At 67.1% G+C, this 21,232-nt stretch carries 19 protein-coding genes; 8 read left to right on the forward strand and 11 right to left on the reverse strand.

Annotated features, from left to right (window positions below; translation table 11 throughout):
* Positions 1–7 precede the first annotated feature (7 nt).
* Both A5707_RS08485 and A5707_RS08490 read right to left on the reverse strand, forming a co-directional pair.
* Positions 8–883 carry a dihydrodipicolinate synthase family protein gene (locus A5707_RS08485; RefSeq protein WP_065014055.1) on the reverse strand — a complete coding sequence of 292 codons (876 nt, stop codon included), beginning with the start codon at positions 881–883 and terminating at the stop codon, positions 8–10.
* Positions 884–898: 15 nt separating this feature from the next.
* On the reverse strand, positions 899–1,684 hold the full coding sequence (locus tag A5707_RS08490) for an aldolase (protein WP_065014056.1): 786 nt from the start codon (positions 1,682–1,684) through the stop codon (positions 899–901).
* 153 nt (positions 1,685–1,837) lie between these two features.
* Here A5707_RS08490 and A5707_RS08495 point away from each other — a divergent pair, with 153 nt between their 5' ends.
* Together A5707_RS08495 and A5707_RS08500 are read left to right on the forward strand one after the other, a co-directional pair.
* Positions 1,838–3,391: a purple acid phosphatase family protein gene (locus tag A5707_RS08495; RefSeq protein WP_065014057.1), complete on the forward strand. Its 1,554-nt coding sequence runs from the start codon at positions 1,838–1,840 to the stop codon at positions 3,389–3,391.
* A gap of 77 nt (positions 3,392–3,468) precedes the next feature.
* A complete protein-coding gene (locus tag A5707_RS08500; protein ID WP_065014058.1) occupies positions 3,469–4,695 on the forward strand; it encodes an acyl-CoA dehydrogenase family protein in 1,227 nt (408 codons plus the stop codon).
* A gap of 74 nt (positions 4,696–4,769) precedes the next feature.
* Here A5707_RS08500 and hisS read toward each other — a convergent pair whose 3' ends face one another.
* Together hisS and A5707_RS08510 are read right to left on the reverse strand one after the other, a co-directional pair.
* The gene (hisS, locus tag A5707_RS08505) at positions 4,770–6,032 is read right to left on the reverse strand and encodes a histidine--tRNA ligase (RefSeq protein ID WP_065014059.1); all 1,263 of its coding nucleotides are present in this window, start codon (positions 6,030–6,032) and stop codon (positions 4,770–4,772) included.
* A gap of 45 nt (positions 6,033–6,077) precedes the next feature.
* Entirely contained in the window at positions 6,078–6,737 is a 660-nt protein-coding gene (locus A5707_RS08510) for an MBL fold metallo-hydrolase (protein WP_065014078.1), read from the reverse strand.
* Positions 6,738–6,827: 90 nt separating this feature from the next.
* Here A5707_RS08510 and A5707_RS08515 point away from each other — a divergent pair, with 90 nt between their 5' ends.
* Both A5707_RS08515 and A5707_RS08520 read left to right on the forward strand, forming a co-directional pair.
* A complete protein-coding gene (locus tag A5707_RS08515; protein WP_065014060.1) occupies positions 6,828–7,700 on the forward strand; it encodes a peptidylprolyl isomerase in 873 nt (290 codons plus the stop codon).
* Positions 7,701–7,721: 21 nt separating this feature from the next.
* Positions 7,722–8,558, forward strand: a complete 837-nt coding sequence (locus A5707_RS08520; RefSeq protein WP_065014061.1) for a peptidylprolyl isomerase — start codon at positions 7,722–7,724, stop codon at positions 8,556–8,558.
* 119 nt (positions 8,559–8,677) lie between these two features.
* Here the strand turns inward: A5707_RS08520 and A5707_RS08525 are convergent, their stop codons facing one another.
* From A5707_RS08525 to yajC, 6 genes are all read right to left on the reverse strand, one after another.
* The gene (locus A5707_RS08525; RefSeq protein ID WP_065014079.1) at positions 8,678–11,041 is read right to left on the reverse strand and encodes a RelA/SpoT family protein; all 2,364 of its coding nucleotides are present in this window, start codon (positions 11,039–11,041) and stop codon (positions 8,678–8,680) included.
* A 49-nt stretch (positions 11,042–11,090) separates the two neighbouring features.
* Positions 11,091–11,597, reverse strand: a complete 507-nt coding sequence (locus A5707_RS08530) for an adenine phosphoribosyltransferase (protein WP_065014080.1) — start codon at positions 11,595–11,597, stop codon at positions 11,091–11,093.
* Between the two features lie 26 nt (positions 11,598–11,623).
* A complete protein-coding gene (locus A5707_RS08535; RefSeq protein ID WP_065014062.1) occupies positions 11,624–13,276 on the reverse strand; it encodes an ABC transporter substrate-binding protein in 1,653 nt (550 codons plus the stop codon).
* 5 nt (positions 13,277–13,281) lie between these two features.
* Positions 13,282–14,520, reverse strand: coding sequence for a protein translocase subunit SecF (gene secF / locus A5707_RS08540; RefSeq protein ID WP_065014063.1), 1,239 nt, complete (start codon positions 14,518–14,520; stop codon positions 13,282–13,284).
* Positions 14,521–14,524: 4 nt separating this feature from the next.
* On the reverse strand, positions 14,525–16,249 hold the full coding sequence (gene secD / locus A5707_RS08545) for a protein translocase subunit SecD (protein WP_065014064.1): 1,725 nt from the start codon (positions 16,247–16,249) through the stop codon (positions 14,525–14,527).
* A 71-nt stretch (positions 16,250–16,320) separates the two neighbouring features.
* Positions 16,321–16,644 (reverse strand): preprotein translocase subunit YajC, encoded by a 324-nt coding sequence (gene yajC, locus A5707_RS08550; protein WP_065014065.1) that lies wholly within the window; start codon positions 16,642–16,644, stop codon positions 16,321–16,323.
* Between the two features lie 59 nt (positions 16,645–16,703).
* On the opposite strand from yajC, the gene A5707_RS08555 reads away from it, so the two are divergent.
* Both A5707_RS08555 and A5707_RS08560 read left to right on the forward strand, forming a co-directional pair.
* A complete protein-coding gene (locus A5707_RS08555) occupies positions 16,704–17,375 on the forward strand; it encodes a nitroreductase family protein (protein WP_065014066.1) in 672 nt (223 codons plus the stop codon).
* A 58-nt stretch (positions 17,376–17,433) separates the two neighbouring features.
* Positions 17,434–17,679, forward strand: coding sequence for a hypothetical protein (locus tag A5707_RS08560; RefSeq protein ID WP_065014067.1), 246 nt, complete (start codon positions 17,434–17,436; stop codon positions 17,677–17,679).
* Between the two features lie 5 nt (positions 17,680–17,684).
* On the opposite strand, the gene A5707_RS08565 is transcribed toward A5707_RS08560, so the two are convergent.
* Positions 17,685–19,118 carry a serine/threonine-protein kinase gene (locus A5707_RS08565; protein WP_065014068.1) on the reverse strand — a complete coding sequence of 478 codons (1,434 nt, stop codon included), beginning with the start codon at positions 19,116–19,118 and terminating at the stop codon, positions 17,685–17,687.
* A 121-nt stretch (positions 19,119–19,239) separates the two neighbouring features.
* Here A5707_RS08565 and gabT point away from each other — a divergent pair, with 121 nt between their 5' ends.
* Both gabT and A5707_RS08575 read left to right on the forward strand, forming a co-directional pair.
* A complete protein-coding gene (gene gabT, locus A5707_RS08570) occupies positions 19,240–20,580 on the forward strand; it encodes a 4-aminobutyrate--2-oxoglutarate transaminase (protein ID WP_065014069.1) in 1,341 nt (446 codons plus the stop codon).
* A 223-nt stretch (positions 20,581–20,803) separates the two neighbouring features.
* Positions 20,804–21,145, forward strand: a complete 342-nt coding sequence (locus tag A5707_RS08575) for a hypothetical protein (protein WP_065012709.1) — start codon at positions 20,804–20,806, stop codon at positions 21,143–21,145.
* The last annotated feature ends 87 nt before the right edge of the window (positions 21,146–21,232 follow it).

Here is a 21,232-nt window from a genome sequence, read left to right on the forward strand (position 1 = left end):
GCTCCTGTCAAGCAGGCAGCAGCGCGCGCAACGTTTCGCGGCCCTCGTCGTCGAGCGGCAGCAGCGGGCGGCGCGGGTCCCCGACCCCGGCGCCGAGCAGCTCCAGTCCGGCTTTCACGGTGGTGGCGAGCCCTCCGGCGACGATGAATTGCAACAGCGGCTTGAGGTTGTCGTAGATCGTTTGCGCGGTGTGCAGATCGCCGGCCCGCACGGTGTCGTACAAGTCGATGCAGGGCTGCGGTCGCAGACACGGGGCGGCCGTGCACCATCCGGCGGCGCCGGCCCGCAGCGCGTCGAGCACCAGCGGGTTGCTGCCGTTGTAGAACGGCAGCCGGCCATCGCTGAGCTCGGCGATGCGCTGCATCCGGGACAGGTCGCCGGTGGACTCCTTGACCATCGTGAGGTTCTCGATGCTCTCGAACATGTGCACCAGCAGCTCCGGGCTCATGTCGATGCCACTGGTGGCCGGGTTGTTGTAGGCCATGATCGGAATTCCGATCGCCTCGCCGATGCTGCGGTAGTGCGTGACGATCTCGCGCTCGGTCAGCTTCCAGTAGGACACTGGCAGGATCATCACCGCGTCGGCGCCGGCCTTCTCGGCCACCTGTGCGCGTCGAATGGTGTTGGCAGTGGTCAGGTCTGACACACCGACGACGACAGGCACCCGGCCATCGACGGCGGCCATCGTGGTGTCGACGACGGTGTCGAACTCGCCCTCGTCGAGATAGGCCAACTCGCCGGTGCTGCCCAACGGGGCGATCGCGTGGACGCCGGAGCTCACCAGCCGGTCAACCAGCGCGGTCAACGCCGCGGTGTCGATCGTGCCCGAATCGGCGGCGAACGGAGTCACCGGGTAAGCGATGATGCCGTGAATTTTCGGCACTGCAGACTCCTTCGGTCAGCTCGTCAAGGCATCGGGGTGCTGCGTGAGCGCGCGGCGCGCATAGTAGGCGAAATTCGCCCGGCTACGCTCCGGCCGCAACGTCCAGTCGTGGGCTTCGCGGGCCAACTTCTCCGGCAGTTCCTTGATGGTGCCGGCTGACATCGCGGCCAGTTGCAGTTTGGCCGCGCGCTCGATGAGCACCGCCAGCGAACACGCCTCCTCGACACTGGCACCCGCCACGATCTGGCCATGATGGGCCAGCAAGATGGCCTTCTTGTCGCCGAGGGCAGCGCTGATGATTTCGCCCTCCTCGTTGCCGACCGGAACCCCCGGCCAGTCTGCCAGGAACGCACAGTCATCGTAGAGCGGCGTGGTGTCCATCTGGGACACCACCAGCGGGACCTCCAGCATGGCCAACGCGGCGACGTGGAAGGCGTGCGTATGCACGATGCACTGCACGTCGGGCCGGGCACGATAGATCCAGCTGTGAAAGCGGTTGGCGGGGTTGGCCATTCCGTCGCCGTGGAGCACATTGAGATCCTCGTCGACGAGCAGCAGGTTGGCGTCGGTGATCTCGTCGAAGCCCAGTCCCAGCCGCTGGGTGTAGTAGGTTCCGGGCTGCTCGGCGCGGGCGGTGATCTGTCCGGCCAACCCGGAATCGTGGCCTTGGTCGAACAGGGCACGGCAGGTCAGTGCCAGCTTCTGGCGGGTCGACAACGCCGACTCGCCCACGTTGGCGGCCAGGCTGTCTTGCGCACGGCGCATCAAGTCGGCTTTGGAATCGGTGAACGTGGTTGCCATCAGCGGCTCCCTGAGTCGTAGTGATATGACACTAAGAATGACGTTAGGACACTTTGTGTCATGGCGCAACTCTGTGCGCTCGGCCTGTGCGCAGGCTAGCCGAGCATTCGCGCCAGCGCAGAAATCTGCTGTCGGGTGCGGTATGAAACAAAGATGAGCGACGAGTCGGGTGTCAGCCGCCGCACGCTGCTGACCGCAGGGGCGGCGGCACTTGCCGGTGTCGGCATCGGCGGCGCCGGAGCAACGCTGCTGCGCTCCCCCGGGCCGGGCGTGTGGACGCCACCCGACGCCAGCGGTGCGCCGCCGGTGCGGGGCCTGCATCTGCAATTCGGTCGGAATGCCGCCACCGACGTCGTGGTGTCCTGGCAGACCACCGACGCGGTACGCAATCCCCGGGTGCTGGTGGGCATGCCGACGTCCGGCTTCGGCCGCACGATACATGCCGAAACCCGAACCTACCGGGATGCTAAGTCGCGCAGTGAAGTTCGCGTTCATCATGCGGCGCTAACCGATCTGACGCCAGACACCGAATACGTCTACGCCGCGGTGCACGACGGGACCAGCCCAGAGCTGGGTACGGTGCGCACCGCGCCGTCGGGACGGAAACCGCTGTCGTTCACCAGCTTCGGTGATCAGGCTACCCCGACGCTCGGCAGGCAGACGGGCAGCACGTACACTAGCGACAACCTGGGCTCGCCGGCCGCTGCGGACACCACGACCGCGATCGAGCGCATCGGCCCGCTGTTCAACTTGGTCAACGGCGACCTGTGTTACGCCAACCTCGCCCACGACCGGATCCGGTCCTGGACCGATTGGTTCGACAACAACTCGCGTTCGGCGCGCTACCGACCCTGGATGCCGGCAGCGGGAAACCACGAAAACGAGTTGGGCAACGGCCCAGTCGGATTCGAGGCCTACCAAACGTACTTTGCACTGCCCGACTCGGGAGCCGACCCGGCGCTTCGCGGGCTGTGGTACGCGTTCACCGCCGGGTCGGTGCGGGTGATCAGCCTCTCCAACGACGATGTGTGCTTTCAAGACGGCGGCAATTTCTATGTGCACGGCTATTCCGGCGGTGCGCAGAAGCGTTGGCTCGAAGCCGAACTCGCCGATGCGCGGCGCGATCCCGACGTCGACTGGGTGGTCGTCTGCATGCACCAGACGGCGATCTCGACTACCGACCGCACCAACGGCGCCGACCTTGGCATCCGCCAGGAGTGGCTGCCGCTGTTCGACCGCTACCAGGTCGATTTGGTGGTGTGCGGCCACGAACACCATTACGAACGTTCACATCCGGTGCGCGGAGCGCTGGTCAGCGAAACCAGAACTCCCCGACCGGTCGATACCCGCCCCGACCTCATCGACACCACCAAGGGCACCGTGCACGTGGTGATTGGCGGCGGTGGCACGTCGGCGCCGTCGAACACGATGTTCTTCGACCGGCCCAAATGCCGCGTGGTGACCGGCGTCGGCCGACTCGACCCGGCGATCGGACGCAAAGCGCCGATCTACGTCGTGGAGGATGCGCCATGGTCGGCGTTTCGCGACCGCACGCACCCCTACGGCTTCGCGGCATTCGATGTCGACCCGGGGCCTCCCGGCGGCCACACGTCGATCACCGCGACGCACTACGCGATCACCGGATCGTTCGGCGCGCTGACCGTCGTCGACCAATTCACCTTGACCAAGCCGCGGGGCGACTCGTGACCTTTGGTAATGTCATTTCCGTTTCCGACGAATAAGACTCTCGGGAGGCGCCGCATGCTGTCACGTGGGCTGCCGTCATGACCGCACTTCCCCGCACGAGCGAGTCGGTAGCTGAGTTCGCCGAGCGGGCCCGCGGATGGCTGGCCGAGGCGATGCCGCGCATCGATCGAGGCAATCCGCCGTTTGCCGATCGCGGCGTGCAGGAGTCGTGGCAGCGGGCCCGCGAACTGCAGCGGCGGCTCTACGACGGCGGGTTCGCCGGGATCTGTTTTCCGGTCGAGTACGGCGGGCTCGGGCTGAGCATCGAATATCAGAAGGCCTTCGACGCCGAGAGCGCCGGCTACGAGATGCCGCTGATACTCAACACGCCGACCTTCACGATCTGCTGCGCGACAATTCTGGACACCGGCAGCGAAGCCCAGAAGCGTCAACATATTTCGGCGGCACTGCGCGGCGATGAGGTATTGGTGCAGCTGCTCTCCGAGCCCAGCGGCGGTTCGGATCTGGCCGGCGTGATCACGCGCGCCGAGCGGCGGGACGGCGGATGGGTGGTCAACGGCGCGAAGACCTGGAGCACCGGGGCGTTCGCTGCCGACTATGGGCTGCTGTTGGCCAGGACGAACTGGGAGGTCCCCAAGCACGACGGGCTGACCATGTTCTTGGTGCGCATCGACAGTCCCGGAATCACGTTGCGGCGCATCAAACAAGTCAACGGTTCCACCGAGTTCTGCGAGGAGTTCTTCGACAACCTGGAGCTCAGCGACGACGACGTGCTCGGCGCGGTCGACAAGGGCTGGGACGTCGCCTCACGCCAGCTCTATCACGAGCGGCGCGCCGTCGGCGGCGGCTCGGAGTTCGCCAGCGGCAGCGGCAGCGAGAACGCCCAGGAGAAGACGCCGGACTATTGCGTCCTGCTGCAGGCGATCGGGCAGGCCGGTAACGATCGGCTCCGTGAAAAGGCCGGCCGGGCGCTGGCGCACCGGGCGGTGCGGGAGCAGCTGATCGACCACGTCTACCGCGGTGTGCTCGACGGCTCGCTACCGCCGGCGGCCGGGACGCTGATTCGGCTTTTCCACGCCGAGGCCATCGAACTCGAGGTGGACACCGCATTGGCGATCGCGGGCAGCGCCGGGGTGGTCGGTGACCTGCTCACCGTCGGCGAACGGTATCTGTCCCGGCAGACAGCGGCGCTTGGCGGCGGCAGTACGGAGATGGCGCGCAATGTGATCGGCGAACGGGTGCTGGGTTTTCCGCGTGAATACGCCGCCGATCGGGGTGTGCCGTTCAACCAGGTCAAGCACTGAGGCCTCTTTGGCGCGAGTGTGCGTGTCCCCGGTCGACACGCCGGGCTGATAGCCGGGGACACGCACGCTCGCGGTCAAGGGGTGAGCCGCGAAAGCACCTCGGCGACAACGGCGTCCGTGGCAATGTCGACCTGCTCGCCCGAGGCAAGATCTTTGACGCCGACGATGCCGTCCTCGATCTCACGGTCACCGGCCACCAGCGCGAACCGGGCGCCGGACCGGTCGGCGGCGCGCATCGCACCCTTGAGCCCGCGGTCGCCGTAGGCCAGGTCCACCCGCACGCCGGCGGCCCGCAGTTGACCGGCCAGCACCGCCAGTCGCAGCTTGGCCTGCTCGCTCAGCGGAACTCCGAACACGTCGCACCGTGCCGTCGCGCCAACGGTTTTGCCCTCGGCCTGCAGTGCCAGCATGGTGCGGTCCACGCCGAGGCCGAACCCGATGCCGGACAGATCCTGGCCACCCAGCACCCGCATCAGCCCGTCGTAGCGGCCGCCGCCGCCGATACCCGACTGCGCGCCCAGCCCGTCGTGCACGAATTCGAAGGTGGTCTTGGTGTAGTAGTCCAGCCCGCGCACCATCCGCGGGTTGATCACATATGGCACGCCGAGCGCGTCGAGATGCGCCTGCACTGTTTCGAAATGCTGCTTAGCGACATCGGAGAGGTGGTCGATCATCACGGGCGCGTCGGCGGTCATCGCTTTGATCTCCGGGCGCTTGTCGTCGAGCACTCGCAGCGGGTTGAGCTCGGCGCGTCTGCGGGTTTCCGGATCCAGGTCGAGCGCAAACAGGAACTCCTGCAAGAGCTCTCGGTATTGCGGTCGGCAGGTGTCATCGCCCAGTGAGGTGATTTCCAGGCGGAACCCCGTCAACCCCAGGGAACGGAAACCCGCATCGGCGACGGCGATCACCTCGGCGTCCAGCGCCGGGTCGTCGACCCCGATGGCCTCCACCCCGACCTGCTGCAGCTGGCGGTAGCGCCCGGCCTGCGGGCGTTCGTAGCGAAAGAACGGGCCCGCGTAGCACAGCTTGACCGGCAGCGCACCGCGGTCCAGCCCGTGCTCGATGACCGCGCGCACCACGCCCGCAGTGCCTTCCGGGCGCAGCGTCACCGACCGGTCGCCGCGGTCGGCGAAGGTGTACATCTCCTTGGACACCACATCGGTGGACTCCCCCACCCCCCGCGCGAACAGGGCGGTGTCCTCGAAGATCGGCAACTCGATGTCGCTGTAGCCGGCCCGCCGTGCCGCGTCGAGCAACCCGTCGCGCACCGCGACAAACCGCGCCGAATCCGGCGGCACGTAGTCCGGCACGCCTTTGGGTGCCTGGAATTGGGTCAACTTGCGCCGCTCCTCCTCATCGCTGCGCTCTGCATCGTCACCCGATCACAGCCCTTCGAGGAAGGGGTTGTACCGGCGTTCGGCGCCAATCGTGGTCTTGGGCCCATGGCCCGGCAACACCACGGTCTTGTCGTCGAGCACCAACAGTTTGTCGGCGATCGAGCACAGCAGGTCGCGGCCGCTGCCGCCGAACAGGTCGGTGCGCCCTACCGAGCGCTGAAACAGCGTGTCGCCGGTGAGCACGACGTCGGACCCGTCGCCGGCCACCCGGAACACCACTGACCCGCGGGTATGGCCGGGCGTGTGGTCGACGGTGACGGCGATGTCGGCCAGGTCGATCTTGTCGCCGTCGCGATCCAGTTCGACGACCTGCTTCGGCTCGCGGAACATCGCTGCCAACAGAACCTGGCCCAGCCGCGGGCCGAATCCCTTGATCGGATCGGTCAGCATGAACCGGTCCTCGGGGTGGATATAGGCCGGACAGCCGAAGGTGTCGGACACTTTCTGGGCTGACCAGATGTGGTCGATGTGGCCGTGGGTGAGCAGCACCGCCGCCGGGGTGAGCCGATTCTCGTCGAGGATGCGCCGCAGCGGGGCCATGGCGCGCTGACCGGGATCGACGATGATGGCGTCGGCCCCGGGATGCGGCGCCAGCACGTAGCAGTTGCACTGCAGCAACCCGGCAGGAAACGCGGAGATCAACACGATCCCCAGTTTCCCACGTTGCGCCTGACTGCTGGCACTCTGGCACACTCTGTGCTGACCCACGCGAACGATCGAGGAGGGACTTCGGCGGTGCCGACCAACGAACAGCGACGGGCGACAGCCAAGCGCAAACTCGAACGCCAGCTGGAACGCCGCGCCAAGCAGGCCCGCCGGCGCCGGATTGTGGCGATCGTCGCCGGTTCGGTCGCCGCGGTGGTCGTCATCGCCGCGGTGGTCATCACTGTGCTGGTCACCCACAAGGACAAGAACAACAAAGCGTCGGCAGGCGAGGGCGGTGCGACGACCACTCAAGCCGCACCTCCGGGCGCGCCGTTGCCGTCGTTCAAGCCGTCGGCCGATCTGGGCGCCAACTGCCAATACCCGCCGTCTCCGGAGTTGGCCAGCAAGCCGGTGAAACCGCCGCGGACCGGCAAAGTGCCGACCGAGCCGGCGCAGGTCAGCGTCAGCATGGTCACCGACCAGGGCAAGATCGGGCTGCAACTGGCCAACGCGAAATCCCCCTGCACGGTCAACAGTTTCGCCAGCCTGGCGCAGCAGGGCTTTTTCAACGACACTCAGTGCCACCGGTTGACCACCTCACCGACGCTGGGCGTGCTGCAATGCGGCGACCCGAAGGGCGACGGCACCGGCGGCCCGGGTTACGAGTTCGGCAACGAATACCCCACCGACCAATACCCGCCGGACGATCCCAAAGCCAAGGAGCCCGTGGTGTATCCGCGCGGCACGCTGGCAATGGCCAACTCCGGGCCGAACACCAATGGCAGCCAGTTCTTCATGGTGTACCACGATTCGCAGCTGCCGCCGGAGTACACCATGTTCGGCACCATCCAGGACGACGGGCTGGCCACGCTGGACAAGATCGCCAAGGCCGGCGTGGCCGGCGGCGGCGAAGACGGCCCACCCGCTACCCCGGTCACTATCAAGTCGGTCCTGCTGGACTGATCGAAGGAGCTTGTGGCGCAGATGAATAACTCCGGCAAGAGGTTGTCGACGCCGACAATCCTGCTCATTGCGGGCGGCGTGATCGCCGCGCTCGTCGCGGTGGTCGCGGTGGTGGCCGTCAACCGTAATTCGGACAAGACCGCCAGCAGCGGCACCCCGGAAACCAGCGCCTCACCATGGACGGCGCCCAGTACCTCACGACGGTCGGCGCCGCAGGCGAACGGACAATTGCCACCGTTCACGCCGACCGAGCACCTGGGTTCCGACTGCCAATACCCGCCGTCGACGGATCCGGCCAGCAAGCCGGTAAACCCGCCCCGAACCGGCAAGGTGCCGACGGATCCAGCGCAGGTCAGCGTCAGCATGGTCACCGACCAGGGCAATGTCGGCCTGCAACTGACCAACAACCAATCCCCTTGCACGGTCAACAGTTTCGTTAGCCTGGCGCAGCAGGGCTTCTTCGACGACACCCAATGTCACCGGCTGACCACCTCGCCGAGCTTGAGCGTGCTGCAGTGCGGTGACCCGAAAGGCACCGGCGCCGGCGGGCCGGGCTATCAGTTCGCCAACGAATATCCGACCGATCAATTTCCGCCCTACGATTCGGTGCTGAATCAACCGGTCGTCTACCCGCGCGGCACACTCGCGATGGCTAATGCCGGACCAGGGACCAACGGCAGTCAGTTCTTCATGGTCTATCAAGATTCGCAGCTGCCACCGCAATACACGATTTTCGGGACTATTCAAGACGACGGGCTGGCGATGCTCGACAAGGTCGCGGCCGCCGGTGTCAAGGGCGGAGGCGACGACGGATCGCCCGCCACCAAAGTGACGATCACGTCGGTGCGGCTGGACTGAGCAAGCCGCCGCACGCCGCGAGATTGCAGCCAGGGCTGTAGTTTCGAGAAATCACGACCTTGGCTGCAGTTTCGCGGCGCAGGCCGCCGCCGACTCTCGCGCACGCTCGCGCCAAAAAGTTAGGCCGCGGACGTTACCCGGTAGACGTCGTAGACGCCTTCGACATTGCGGACCACGTCGAGCAGATGCCCAAGGTGCTTGGGGTCGCCCATCTCAAAGGTGAAGCGGCTGATGGCCACCCGGTCCCCGGATGAGGTGGTCACTGAGGCCGACAAGATGTTCACCTTCTCGTCGGCGAGCACCTTGGTCACATCCGAGAGCAGCCGGTGCCGGTCGAGGGCCTCGACCTGGATCGCCACCAGGAACACCGACGACGGCGACGGCGCCCAGTGCACCTCGATGATCCGCTCGGCCTGCTGTTGCAGCGACGCGGCGTTGGTGCAGTCGGTGCGGTGCACGCTGACCCCGCCGCCGCGGGTGACGAACCCCATGATCTGGTCCCCCGGCACCGGTGTGCAGCACTTGGCCAGTTTGGTCAACACTCCCGGCGCGCCGGGCACGGCGACCCCGACATCCTCAGTGCTGCGCGGACGGCGCGGCATCGTCGCAGGGGTGGACCGCTCGGCAAGGTCTTCTTCGGCCTGGTCGATACCACCGAGTTCGGCCAACAGCCGCTGTACGACGTGCTTGGCCGACACGTGGCCCTCACCGACCGCGGTGTAGAGCGCCGACACGTCGCTGTAGTGCAGCTCGTTGGCCACCGCCGCTACCGAGGCGCCGTTCATCAAGCGCTGCAACGGAAGTCCGACGCGGCGAACCTCGCGTGCCATCGCTTCCTTGCCGGACTCCAGCGCTTCCTCGCGGCGCTCTTTGGCGAACCACTGCCGGATCTTGGTCTTGGCGCGCGGTGAGACCACGAACTGCTGCCAGTCGCGTGACGGCCCGGCGTTGAGTGCCTTGGAGGTGAAAACCTCGACGACTTCCCCGTTTTCCAGCTTGCGCTCCAGCGCTACCAGCCGGCCGTTGACCCGGGCGCCGATGCAGCGGTGTCCGACCTCGGTGTGCACGGCGTAGGCGAAGTCCACCGGCGTCGAACCTGCTGGCAGCGTGATCACATCGCCTTTCGGGGTGAACACGAAAATCTCTTGGACCGCAAGGTCATAGCGCAGCGACTCGAGGAACTCTCCGGGGTCGGCGGCCTCGCGTTGCCAGTCGAGCAGTTGACGCATCCAGGCCATGTCGTCGATCTCGGCGGCAGCATGCGGATGCGGAACGCCGTTGCGGCCCTTGGCTTCCTTGTATCGCCAATGCGCGGCGATACCGTACTCGGCGGTGCGGTGCATGTCGCGGGTGCGAATCTGCACCTCCAGCGGCTTGCCCTCCGGTCCGACCACCGTGGTGTGCAGCGACTGGTACACGCCGTAGCGGGGTTGGGCGATGTAGTCTTTGAACCGGCCGGCCATCGGCTGCCACAGCGAATGCACCACGCCCACAGCGGCATAGCAGTCCCGGATCTCCTCACACAGAATCCGGATGCCGACCAGGTCGTGGATGTCGTCGAAGTCGCGGCCCTTGACGATCATCTTCTGGTAGATCGACCAGTAGTGCTTGGGCCGGCCCTCGACCACCGCGTTGATCTTCGACGCGGTCAGCGTCGCGATGATCTCGGCGCGCACCTTGGCCAGATAGGTGTCGCGCGACGGCGCCCGCCCGGCCACCAGCCGCACGATCTCCTCGTACTTCTTGGGATGCAGGATCGCGAAAGCCAGATCCTCCAGCTCCCACTTGACCGTGGCCATCCCCAGCCGATGTGCCAGCGGCGCAATCACTTCCAGCGTTTCACGGGCTTTGCGGGCCTGCTTCTCCGGCGGCAGGAAACGCATCGTGCGCATGTTGTGCAGCCGGTCGGCGACCTTGATCACCAGCACCCGCGGGTCGCGCGCCATCGCGGTGATCATCTTGCGGATCGTCTCGCCCTCGGCGGCGCTGCCCAGCACCACCCGGTCCAGCTTGGTCACCCCGTCGACGAGATGACCGACCTCCTCGCCGAACTCCTCGGACAATGCGGCCAGCGTGTAGCCGGTGTCCTCGACGGTGTCGTGCAGCAGGGCCGCCACCAGCGTGATGGTGTCCATGCCCAACTCGGCCAGGATGTTGGCGACGGCCAGCGGATGAGTGATGTAGGGATCCCCGGAATGCCGCATCTGGTCGGCGTGCCGTTGCTCGGCGACGTCGTAGGCGCGTTGCAACAGCGATACGTCGGCCTTGGGGTGGATCTCGCGGTGCACCGCCACCAGCGGCTCGAGCACGGGATTGAGCGTGCTGCGCTGGGCGGTCATCCGCCGGGCCAGTCGGGCCCGAACCCGCCGCGACGCGCTGCTGGACGTCTTGAGGGTCTCCGGGGCCGGCGGCGCCTGCGGAATATCGGCGATCTGCAGCGGTTGAGTGGGCTGCTGGACAGCCGTGCGCTGGTCATCCGCCACGTTCGTCACCTCCGACCACCCAGGATATCGCTCAACAACGATTGTCCCGCTAGATGCGGCGCAAGCTGTGTACCGGCAGCGGCGCCACCACATCGCGTCCGCCCAGCGCGGCGAGTTCCAGCACCACCGCGGCCATCGTCACCCGGGCGCCGCTGTGAGAGAGCAACCGGTGCGCTGCGGCGACGCTGCCGCCGGTAGCCAGCACATCGTCGACGATGACCACGCTGCGGCCGGCCAACTCGATACCGTCGGCAGGGATCTCCAGCGTGGCGGTGCCGTACTCGAGGTCGTAGGCCTCGGCGAGCACCGGCGGCGGCAGCTTGCCGCCCTTGCGGATCGCCAGCATTCCGGTGCCGAGCCGGGCCGCCACCGCTCCGCCGACCACAAAACCGCGGGCGTCGATGCCGGCGATCACCTCGGCGCCGGCGGCCACCTCGGCCAGCGCATCTGTCACCGCGGCCAACCCGTGCGGATCGGCGAACACCGGGGTGAGGTCCTTGAATTGCACGCCCGCCGTGGGGAAGTCGGCCACCTCGCGGGTCAACGACGCGATCATGTCGGCGACTGGCTCGCCAGGTTGCGTCACCGCACCAGCACCCAGCGGTCCATGTTCCAGCCCGCGCCCCAACGGCTGGGATTGGTGCCCACGGCATACATCTTCTTCGACATCAGCAGGCTGCGCTGCTGGCGGTACAGCGGCAGCGTCGGCATGTCGGCCCACAGCACCGGCGCGCTCTCGCCCAGCAGCCGGACCAACTCGGCCGGATCGGCCGATACCGCCAGCGCACTGATGATCCCGTCGATCTGGCCGTTGTGGTACCCGGAGAGATTGTTGCCGTTGCCGGCGTGCAGGGCATACGCGTCGAACGCCGAGGAGCCGGTGGACCCGCTGCCGGAGGCGCCACCGGTGCTGGCCAGCAGCACGTCGATCTTCCCGTCGCGCAGCGTCTGCGGGCCAATGGTGTCGGAGGTGACGTCGGAGACGGTGATGCCGGCCGGCGCACACGCTTTGACGATCGCGCCGACGGTGGCCGCCAGCCGCGCGTTAGGCCCGCGGTAGCCGATCCGCACGGCCAGCGGCGCCTTGCCCAGGGCATCTCGGGCCGCGTCGGGATTCGAGCGGGCGAATTGCGCGGCCTCGGGCACGTTTTCGGCTTGGCTGATGGCGTCTTCGGCGGCGGTGTGCAGCCGCGCGTTGGCGATCGGCACCTCGGCGTCGCGGGCGATCACGTCGCGCGGCGTGCACAATGCCAGCGCGCGGCGCGCACGGGTCTCGGACAGCGGACCGCTCGGGGCGAAGATCAGCTGTTGAATTCCATCCGACGGCGCGTCGATGCGCTGGTAGTCGTCCGGGGTGATCACCGACCCCGACGAGCCGGTCGCGACGTCGACGACGTCGACGCTCTGGTTGTTGAGCCGGTCTTGAATGTCGGCCTTCTGCGGCCACACCGTGACCCGCTTGGTCATCGGTTTGGCGCCCCACCAGCGGTCATTGGCGACGAGCACCACCCCGCCGTCGTTCAGCACCGATTCGATCTTGTAGGGCCCCGACGACGGGAAATGCTTGGTGTCCAGCCCGGGTTTGAGGTCCCAGATCGTGTTCCACAGCTGGGCGATGCGCTCGATGGCCGGCCCGTTGTTGACCATCACCGCGGCGGCGACGCTCATGCCCAGTTCGTCGGAGATGACGTGCGACGGCATCATCGTGGTCGCCGTGAACAGCTCGTGGTAGTCGACGACGTTGCGGTCGGGCAGAAATGACACCCGGGCCTTCTTCTGGCCCGGCTGACAGTCGATGGACGCGATGTCGACATAGCCCGCTTGGCTGGCGGCGTTGAACGCCGGGAACCGGCCAGACTGAGCCGCCCAGGCCAGCATCAAATCGTCACAGGTGACCGGCTTGCCGTCGGAATACACGGCCTTGTCGGCGATCTGGTAGTCCAGCACCAACGGCGCGCCGCCGACTACCGACACCGTGCCGAAGTCGTGGTCGGCGACGACTTGCCCGTCGGGCCCGTGGTAGCCGAACCCCGTCAGTGTGCGGGCAAACGCCTGCGCACCGGCGGAGGCGGCGCCAGCCACGGTGGTGGTGTTATAGGTGATCAGCGCGCCGTCGACGGCGTAGTCGACGTGCCCGGCGGCACTACCCGAACAGCCCGTCAGGCTCGCCAGCCCCGCTGCCGCCAGGATGGCCGCCAGAGAGCTGGCGGCCACGCGCCGGGGCCAGGCAGCCATCGGGACTACCTCTTTCGCTTGCCGGTTGGCCGTACTGGCCGCGCGCCCGGCGCCGGCTTGCTCGGCGCCGGCTTGCTCGGCGCCGGCTTGCTGGGCGCCGCCACGGTGTCTTGGCGGTCCGGCTCGTCCTCGGCCGATTCCGCGGACTCCGAAGCCTTCTCCGAAGCGCCGCTGCGCCGGCGCATCACCCGGCGGGTGTGGGCGCGCACCAACTCCGTGCGCTCACGCAGGCTGACCAGCAGCGGGGTCGCGAAGAAGATCGACGAATAGGTGCCCACGATGATGCCGACCAGCTGCACCAGCGCCAAGTCCTTCAACGTGCCCACACCCAACAGCCACACCGCCACCACCAGCAGCGCGACCACCGGCAGCACCGAGATCAGGCTGGTGTTGATCGAGCGCATGAACGTCTGGTTGACCGCCAGGTTGGCGTGTTCGGCGAAGGTGCGCCGGGCGGTGTGCTGAAAGCCGTGAGTGTTCTCCTCCACCTTGTCGAACACGATGACGGTGTCATAGATGGAGAACCCGAGAATCGTCATCAAGCCGATGACGGTCGCCGGAGTGACCTCGAAGCCGACCAGCGAATAGATGCCCGCGGTGACGGCCACGTCGAAGAACATCGCGACCAGCGCGGAAATCGCCATGTAGCGCTCGTAGCGCGCGGTGATGTAGATCGCGACCAGCACCAGAAAGACCACCAGCGCGATCACCGCTTTCTTGGTGATCTGGCCGCCCCAGGTCTCGGAGACCGCCGAGTCGCTGATCGCCTGCTTGCTGGGCTTACCGTCGGCGCCTTTCGGCTGGAACTTGTCGAACAGCGCATTGCGCAGCTTGGCCGTCTGGTCGTTGTCCAGAGGCTTGGAACGGATCTGCACGGTCGCCGACGCACCGTTGCCGACGATCACCACGGACTCGGGATCAGAGCCGATGGTGTCGTGGTACACCTCGGTCACCTGGCTGGTCTGGATGTCGCCGCGAGGCATCGACACCTTGGTGCCACCCGCGAAGTCGATACCGAAGGTGAACCCGCGAAACACGATGCTGGCGAGCGCGATCGCGACGATCGCCCCGCTGACGGCGTACCACAGCCTGCGGCGGCCGACCACCTCGAACGCCCCGGTTCCGGTGTAGAGCCGGGACAGGAAGTTGTGGTGCGGCAGCTGGGTGGCGGTGTCGTCGACCTCGGTGCCGGTCGTCTCGGTGATTTCTGCGCTGTTCAAGGCTTCGCCTGCTTCTGCGGCCATTTCGCTATCCCCGTCCTGAGTGGGCTGCGGCACGCCGCTCGCGCGCGACCTGCTGGACCGCGCCCAGGCCGTTGTATGCGGGCTTGCCCAACGTCGGGGACTTCGACGCCAGGTACACCAGCGGCCAGGTCACCAGGAACACCACCACAAGGTCGAGGATCGTGGTGAGGCCCAAGGTGAATGCGAAGCCCTTGACCTGTCCGATCGCCAAAAAGTACAGCACCGCGGCGGCCAGGAACGTCACCGCGTTGCCGGACACGATCGTCTTGCGGGCCCGCGTCCAGCCGCGGGGAACCGCTGACCGGAACGAACGGCCTTCGCGGATCTCGTCTTTGATGCGTTCGAAGAAGACGACGAACGAGTCGGCGGTGGTGCCGATACCGATGATCAGACCCGCGATGCCGGCCAGGTCCAGCGTGTAGTTGATGTAGCGGCCCAACAGCACCAGGATCGCGAAAACCATGGCGCCGGCAGCCACCAGCGACAGTGCGGTCAGCAATCCCAGCACCCGGTAGTACAGCAGCGAATACAGCAGCACTAGCACCAGCCCGATCGCACCGGCGATCAGCCCCGCCCGCAACGACGTCAAACCCAATGTGGCCGAGACGGTTTCGGCTTCCGAGGATTCGAACGACAGCGGCAGCGACCCATACTTGAGGACGTTGGCGAGCTGACGGGCACTGTCTGCGGTGAACGCCGGGTCACCGCCGGTGATCTGGGTTCGGCCGCCGGGGATCGCTTCCCGGATCTGCGGTGCGCTGACCACCTGGGAGTCCAGCGTGAAGGCGGTCTGGGTGCCGATGTGGGCGGCGGTGTAATCGGCCCAGATGTTGGCGGCGGCACTCTTGAACTGCAAGTCGACGACGTAGCCACTACGCGGGTCCAGCCCGGAGGTGGCGTTCTGGATCTGGTCACCGCTGATGATCGACGGCGCCAGCAGGTAGGCGGTTTTGTGGTCCTTGTCGCAAGTGATCAACGGCAGGTTCGGGTCGTCGTTGCCGGCCAGGATGTCGTCTTTATCGCACTGGGTGGCCTGGAATTGCAGTCCGTAAAACTGGATGGCCTTGTCGGTGCTCTGTCGCCATTCCTTTTCTTTGGCGATGCGCTCGGCGAGGTCTTTGCGTGGATCCGAGGGCCCGGGCTGCACCGGCGCCGCGGTCTGATCCGGCGGCGGAGCCGGGCTCGGCGACGGCGGCGGCTCCTGCGGGTAAGGCCGCGGCTGGGGCGGGGGTGCCGGTTGGCCGGTCGGCGCGGGCGCGTTGCCCGGCTTTTCGCCCGGTGGCGGCGCCTTCTCCGGCAGTGGCGCCTTCTCCGGCAGTGGCGCATTTTCCGGCGGTGGCGCGGCCTGCGCGGGCAGGCCGTTGATCACCGGCCGGATGTACAGCCGCGCGGTCTGGCCCAGGTTGCGGGCCTCGTTGCCGTCGTTTCCGGGCACCGTGATGACCAGGTTGTCGCCGTCGACGACAACCTCCGAACCCGACACGCCCAGACCGTTGACCCGGGCACCGATGATCTGCTGGGCCTGCGACAGGGCGTCCCTGGACGGCCGGGAACCATCCGGTGTCCGTGCGGTCAACGTGACCCGGGTGCCGCCCTGCAGGTCGATACCGAGCTTCGGTTCGGCCTGCTTGTCCCCGGTCAGGAAGACCAGCAGGTACACGCCGATAAGCATGACCAGAAAGATCGTCAGGTAACGGGCAGGGTGCACCGGCGCCGAAGACGATGCCACGTTGTTGAGTCTCCTCGCTCACCGATCAGTTCGACTGCTCCCGCCAAAGGGTACGTGCCGGTCGGCAGGACTTAGTCCTTGGGCAGTCGCTCCGGGTCGGCAGTGAGCTCGACGGCGCCGTCGCCCACCTCCGGGTCGACGTCGATACGGTCGCGGATCGCCATCTTCATCCACGTGGTCACTACGCCCGGCGCGATCTCCAGGTCAACGGTGTCGTCGGTGAGCGCGGTGATCGTGCCCTGCAGGCCCGAGCTGGTGTGCACCCGGTCGCCGACGTCCAGCGACTCGTGCAGGTCGATGGTGGCCTGTATCACCCGCTTCTGACGCCGCGACGCGAAGAACATGAACGCCGCCAGGATGATCAACAGCGGCAAGAAGACGAGCAGTTGGTCCATGACCGCCAGTGTGCCATTGTGGCGCCCTGGGCCTTGACGAGCTACTCCATGATGTGGTGATGGAACTCCTCTCGGCATTGCGCACTACCGGCGCAGTTCGCGACTTCACCGATCAGCCCGTCGACGACGACGCCGTGGCGCGCGTGCTCGACAACGCCCGGTTCGCACCAAGCGGCGCCAACGCTCAGGCGTGGCGGATCGTGGTGATCAAGGATCCCGAGCGGCGTCGCCGACTGCGGGATCTGTACCAACGCGGTTCCCGCGACTACATGGCCCTCAGCGCCGCCGGGCTGCGGCCTTGGTCACCGACCAACGACCGCGGCGCCGAGGCCAGCGCCCTTGCTGCCGAAAAGCCGGACACCACGGGAGCCTTCGCCGAACGCTTCGACCAGGCCCCGGTCCTGATTGCGCTGTTCGCTGACCTGTCCCTGCTGGCGGCGGTGGACCGCGACGCTGACCGGTATACCTTCGCCGGCGGCGCGTCGATCTACCCGTTCGCCTGGAACATCCTGCTGGCCGCCCGCGAAGAAGGCCTGGGCGGTGTGATCACGACGATCGCGATCCGCGAGGAGTCGCAGGTCAAAGCGTTACTCGCGGCGCCGGACCCGTTGGCGCTGGCCGCGGTGATCGCGCTCGGGCACCCGGTTCGCCAGCCGCGCAAACTGCGCCGCGCGCCGGTCGCCTCGTTCGCCACCGTCGACACGATCGACGGCCCGGTGTTTGGTCAATGACGGCGCCGTCAATAGATAAGTCATTGCATGTCCAACACGTTTTCCCGGGAGGTCTGTCATGAATAACCTCGTCGGCCGATTGGCTGCCGCAATCATGCTGGCGGCGGCGACGATGGCGGTCGCGGTGGTCGGAACACCGGCCCTGGGCTCGGCGGAGCCGTTGAACTGCCCCGAGGGCCAGTACTGGGAGCCGACCGGCAACGTCTGCCGCCCGCTGGGCGTCGGCCCGCAACCCATCAATTGCCCCGAAGGCCAGTACTGGCACCCGGGCGACAACGTGTGCAAGCCACTCGGTCAGCCCTGACCGGACTAATCGGCCGCGTAGTCGACGATCGGCTCCATGAAGTGCCGACCGTCGGACAGCTTGATGGTCAAGCCGTCGCCGCGCACCTCGTATCGGGTTCCGTCGACCGGATTGACGACGTCGAATCCGCCCGATGAGCGGACCGCGTTGGCGAGTTCGATCGCGGCGCCGTCGCTGAGCCGCACGCCGCGGTAGTAATAGCGGCTGGGCCCGGCCTGACAGATCACCAGCACCGACTCTTCGGTACGGGCCAGCACCGTCGGCCGATTTCCCGGGTCACAGCGGGCGCCGGGATAGTCGACGAAGCCCTGCGCGTCGGTGCCCGGCAAGCTGAGCGGCGGCTGGGCGGCCGTCGACGACGACGACCGCGGCGGCTGCACCGTCGTGGTCGTGCGTGCGGGCGGTGGCACCGCAACGTCGGGCTGGCGATCCGCCCCGAATCCCCACCACAGCGCGCCGGCGACAGCGGCAATCAGCACCGCAGCGGCGCCCGCGACCAGCAGCGGCCACCGGTGCCGCGACGACGCGGCCTGGTGTGGGGTCAGGCTTGGATCGGTCGGGCTCGGATCGGGCCGTTTCGCCACAGACGACGGCACCCCGGCCGACCAGACCCACGCCGTGTTGGCGGCCTGGGCGAGCTCGCCGGCCGACGGAAATCGTTCCCCTGGTTGTTTGGCCATGCCCCGGGCGATGACCTCGTCGAAGGCCAGCCCGAGGTCTGGCCGGATCTGGCTGGGCCGCGGCGGCGGCGTCAACAAGTGGGCGCCCAACAACTGATCCAGCTCGCCCTGCGGGAACGGCGGTTGGCCGGTGAGGCATTCGTAGAGAACGCACGTCAACGAGTAGATGTCGGCGTGCGGTCCCACCGGCCCGCCGCTGAACCGCTCCGGGGCCATGTAGAGGTAGGTTCCGCTCAGCGTGGCGGCGCTGGTCCCGCTGGTGTCCGAAGTCGAACGGGCAATACCGAAGTCGACGAGGTAGGCAAAGTCGGTGCGCGTCAACAAGACGTTCTGCGGTTTCACGTCGCGGTGCAACAGCCCGTCGGCGTGGGCGGCATCGAGTGCTGCGGCGACCTGCGCGACGATCGACACCGCCCGGCCCGGGTCCAGCGCGCCGCTCTGGCGCAGCATCGCTTTGAGGTTGCCCCCTTCCACCAGCCGCATCTCGATGTAGAGGACGCCGTCGATTTCACCGAAGTTGTGCACCGGGATGACATGCGGTTCCTGCAGCCGCGCCACGAGTCGTGATTCGCGGCGGAACCGCTGCTGAAAAGTGGTGTCTGCGGCCAGTTCGGGGCGTAGCAGCTTGAGCGCAACGGTCCGGTCCTTGCCGGTGTCGTAGGCCCGGTACACCTCCCCCATGCCGCCGCGGCCCAGCAACGCCTGCAGCTCGTAGGGCCCGAACAAGGTGCCGATGCGTGAGCCTTCCGCGGAGGCCATATCGGCATCTTCTCAGGCAGTTCCCATAGTGATTGCGGTTTCGAGCGCTCGCCCGGCGGTTCGGGTATGCCCGCAACTAGGCTCGGATATCAGACAAGCCCGCTGCCTGAAGGAGACACTCGTGCCCACTCTCGAACAGAGTCGCCACCTCGTCACCGAAATCCCGGGCCCCGCGTCGCTGGAATTGGCCAAGCGCCGGTCGGCAGCGGTCGCCCGAGGTGTCCGCAGCACGATGCCGGTCTATGCCGTGCGCGCGGGCGGCGGCATCGTCGAAGACGTCGACGGCAATCGGCTCATCGACTTGAGCTCCGGCATCGCAGTCACGACGATCGGCAACGCCTCGCCGCGGGTCGTCGATGCGGTGCGCGGGCAAGTCGCAGACTTCACTCATACCTGCTTCATGGTGACCCCTTACGAGGGGTATGTCGCCGTCGCCGAGCAACTCAACCGCCTCACCCCCGGCTCCGGGGAGAAGCGCTCGGTGCTGTTCAACTCCGGTGCCGAAGCGGTGGAGAACGCGATCAAGGTGGCCCGCGCCTTCACCCGCAAGTCTGCGGTGGTCGCCTTCGACCATGCCTTCCACGGTCGCACCAATCTGGCCATGGCCCTGACCGCACAGTCGATGCCCTACAAGAGCGGCTTCGGGCCGTTCGCGCCGGAGGTCTATCGAGCGCCACTGTCCTACCCGTACCGCGACCGGTTGCTCGACAAAGAGCTGGCCACCGACGGCGAACGGGCGGCCGCGCGGGCGATCCGCGTCATCGGCAGGCAGGTCGGCGCGGACAACCTGGCGGCCGTCGTCATCGAGCCGATCCAGGGCGAAGGCGGCTTCATCGTGCCGGCCGAGGGGTTCCTGCCGACGCTGCTGGAGTGGTGCCATCAGAACGATGTCGTGTTCATCGCCGACGAGGTGCAGACCGGATTCGCCCGCACCGGTGCGATGTTCGCGTGCGAGCACGAGGGCATCGAGCCGGACCTGATCTGCACTGCCAAAGGCATCGCCGACGGGTTGCCGCTGTCGGCGGTCACCGGCCGCGCAGAGCTGATGGACGCTTCCCACGTCGGTGGGCTGGGCGGCACGTTCGGCGGCAATCCACTGGCGTGCGCGGCGGCGCTGGCCACCATCGCGACCATCGAGAGCGACGAGCTCATCGAGCGCGCCCAGCAAATCGGGCGGTTGATGACCGAGCGACTGTTCCGGCTGCAGGCCGACGACGACCGGATCGGCGACGTGCGCGGCCGCGGCGCGATGGTCGCCATCGAGCTGGTGAAATCCGGCGGCACCGAACCCGACGCCGAGCTGACGAACAAACTGGCCACCGCCGCCCGCGCCGCGGGAGTGATCACGTTGACCTGCGGCACCTTCGGCAATGTGGTGCGGTTTTTGCCGCCCCTGGCGATCAGCGACGAGTTGCTCACCGAAGGCCTCGACGTGCTGGCGGGGCTCCTCGGCGAGATGTGACGTCACAGTAGTCCCAGCTGTCGCAGGGAATTCGGGATGCGACGATGTGCCCGCCTCGTAGCGACAACGCGGCGTATGGCCAGGTGGCGCCGCGGCGCCGGAGTCACTTTGACCACTCCTGTCTTGGTTTGCCACACCTGTCACGGCCTGACCCGGTGTTTCGGGGTGCCCGCCTATCAGCGACAGCGAACGGGTTGTCGGACGTCCATGCGACGGTCGGCCGATGAATGAGTCGCTGCTACTGCGGGGGACCGAACTCCGCTACGTACTGACAATGCAGTTATTTCGCCATGGGCCCGCCACCGTCGGCGAGTTGGCCGAGGCGCTCGCGCAGCACGGTTTTGCCGTGGGCGGACGGACATCGAAATCCATCTCGGACGCGTTGCGCTGGGAAATGGGCCACGGCCGGGTGCGCCGGCTGAGGCGCGGTCGATATGGACCCGGCTGGATGCCGCGTGGCACTGAGCACCGAATCCACACGCGTGAGCTGGCGCTGCGCGACCAAGCCAAGTGTCGCTCGGAGCCGGGCACCCTGCCACCAGCGACAACTGGGCCACTCGCGTGACTGGCGTGGCGGAAGTGTCCCCAGTGAACCATTTGTTGCCGCGTCGCCACGCCAAATCCTCAGTTGTCGCTACGAGGCGGGCACGTC

The organism is Mycobacterium kyorinense, from assembly GCF_001672775.1.
GTDB classification, from domain to species: Bacteria; Actinomycetota; Actinomycetes; order Mycobacteriales; family Mycobacteriaceae; genus Mycobacterium; species Mycobacterium kyorinense_A.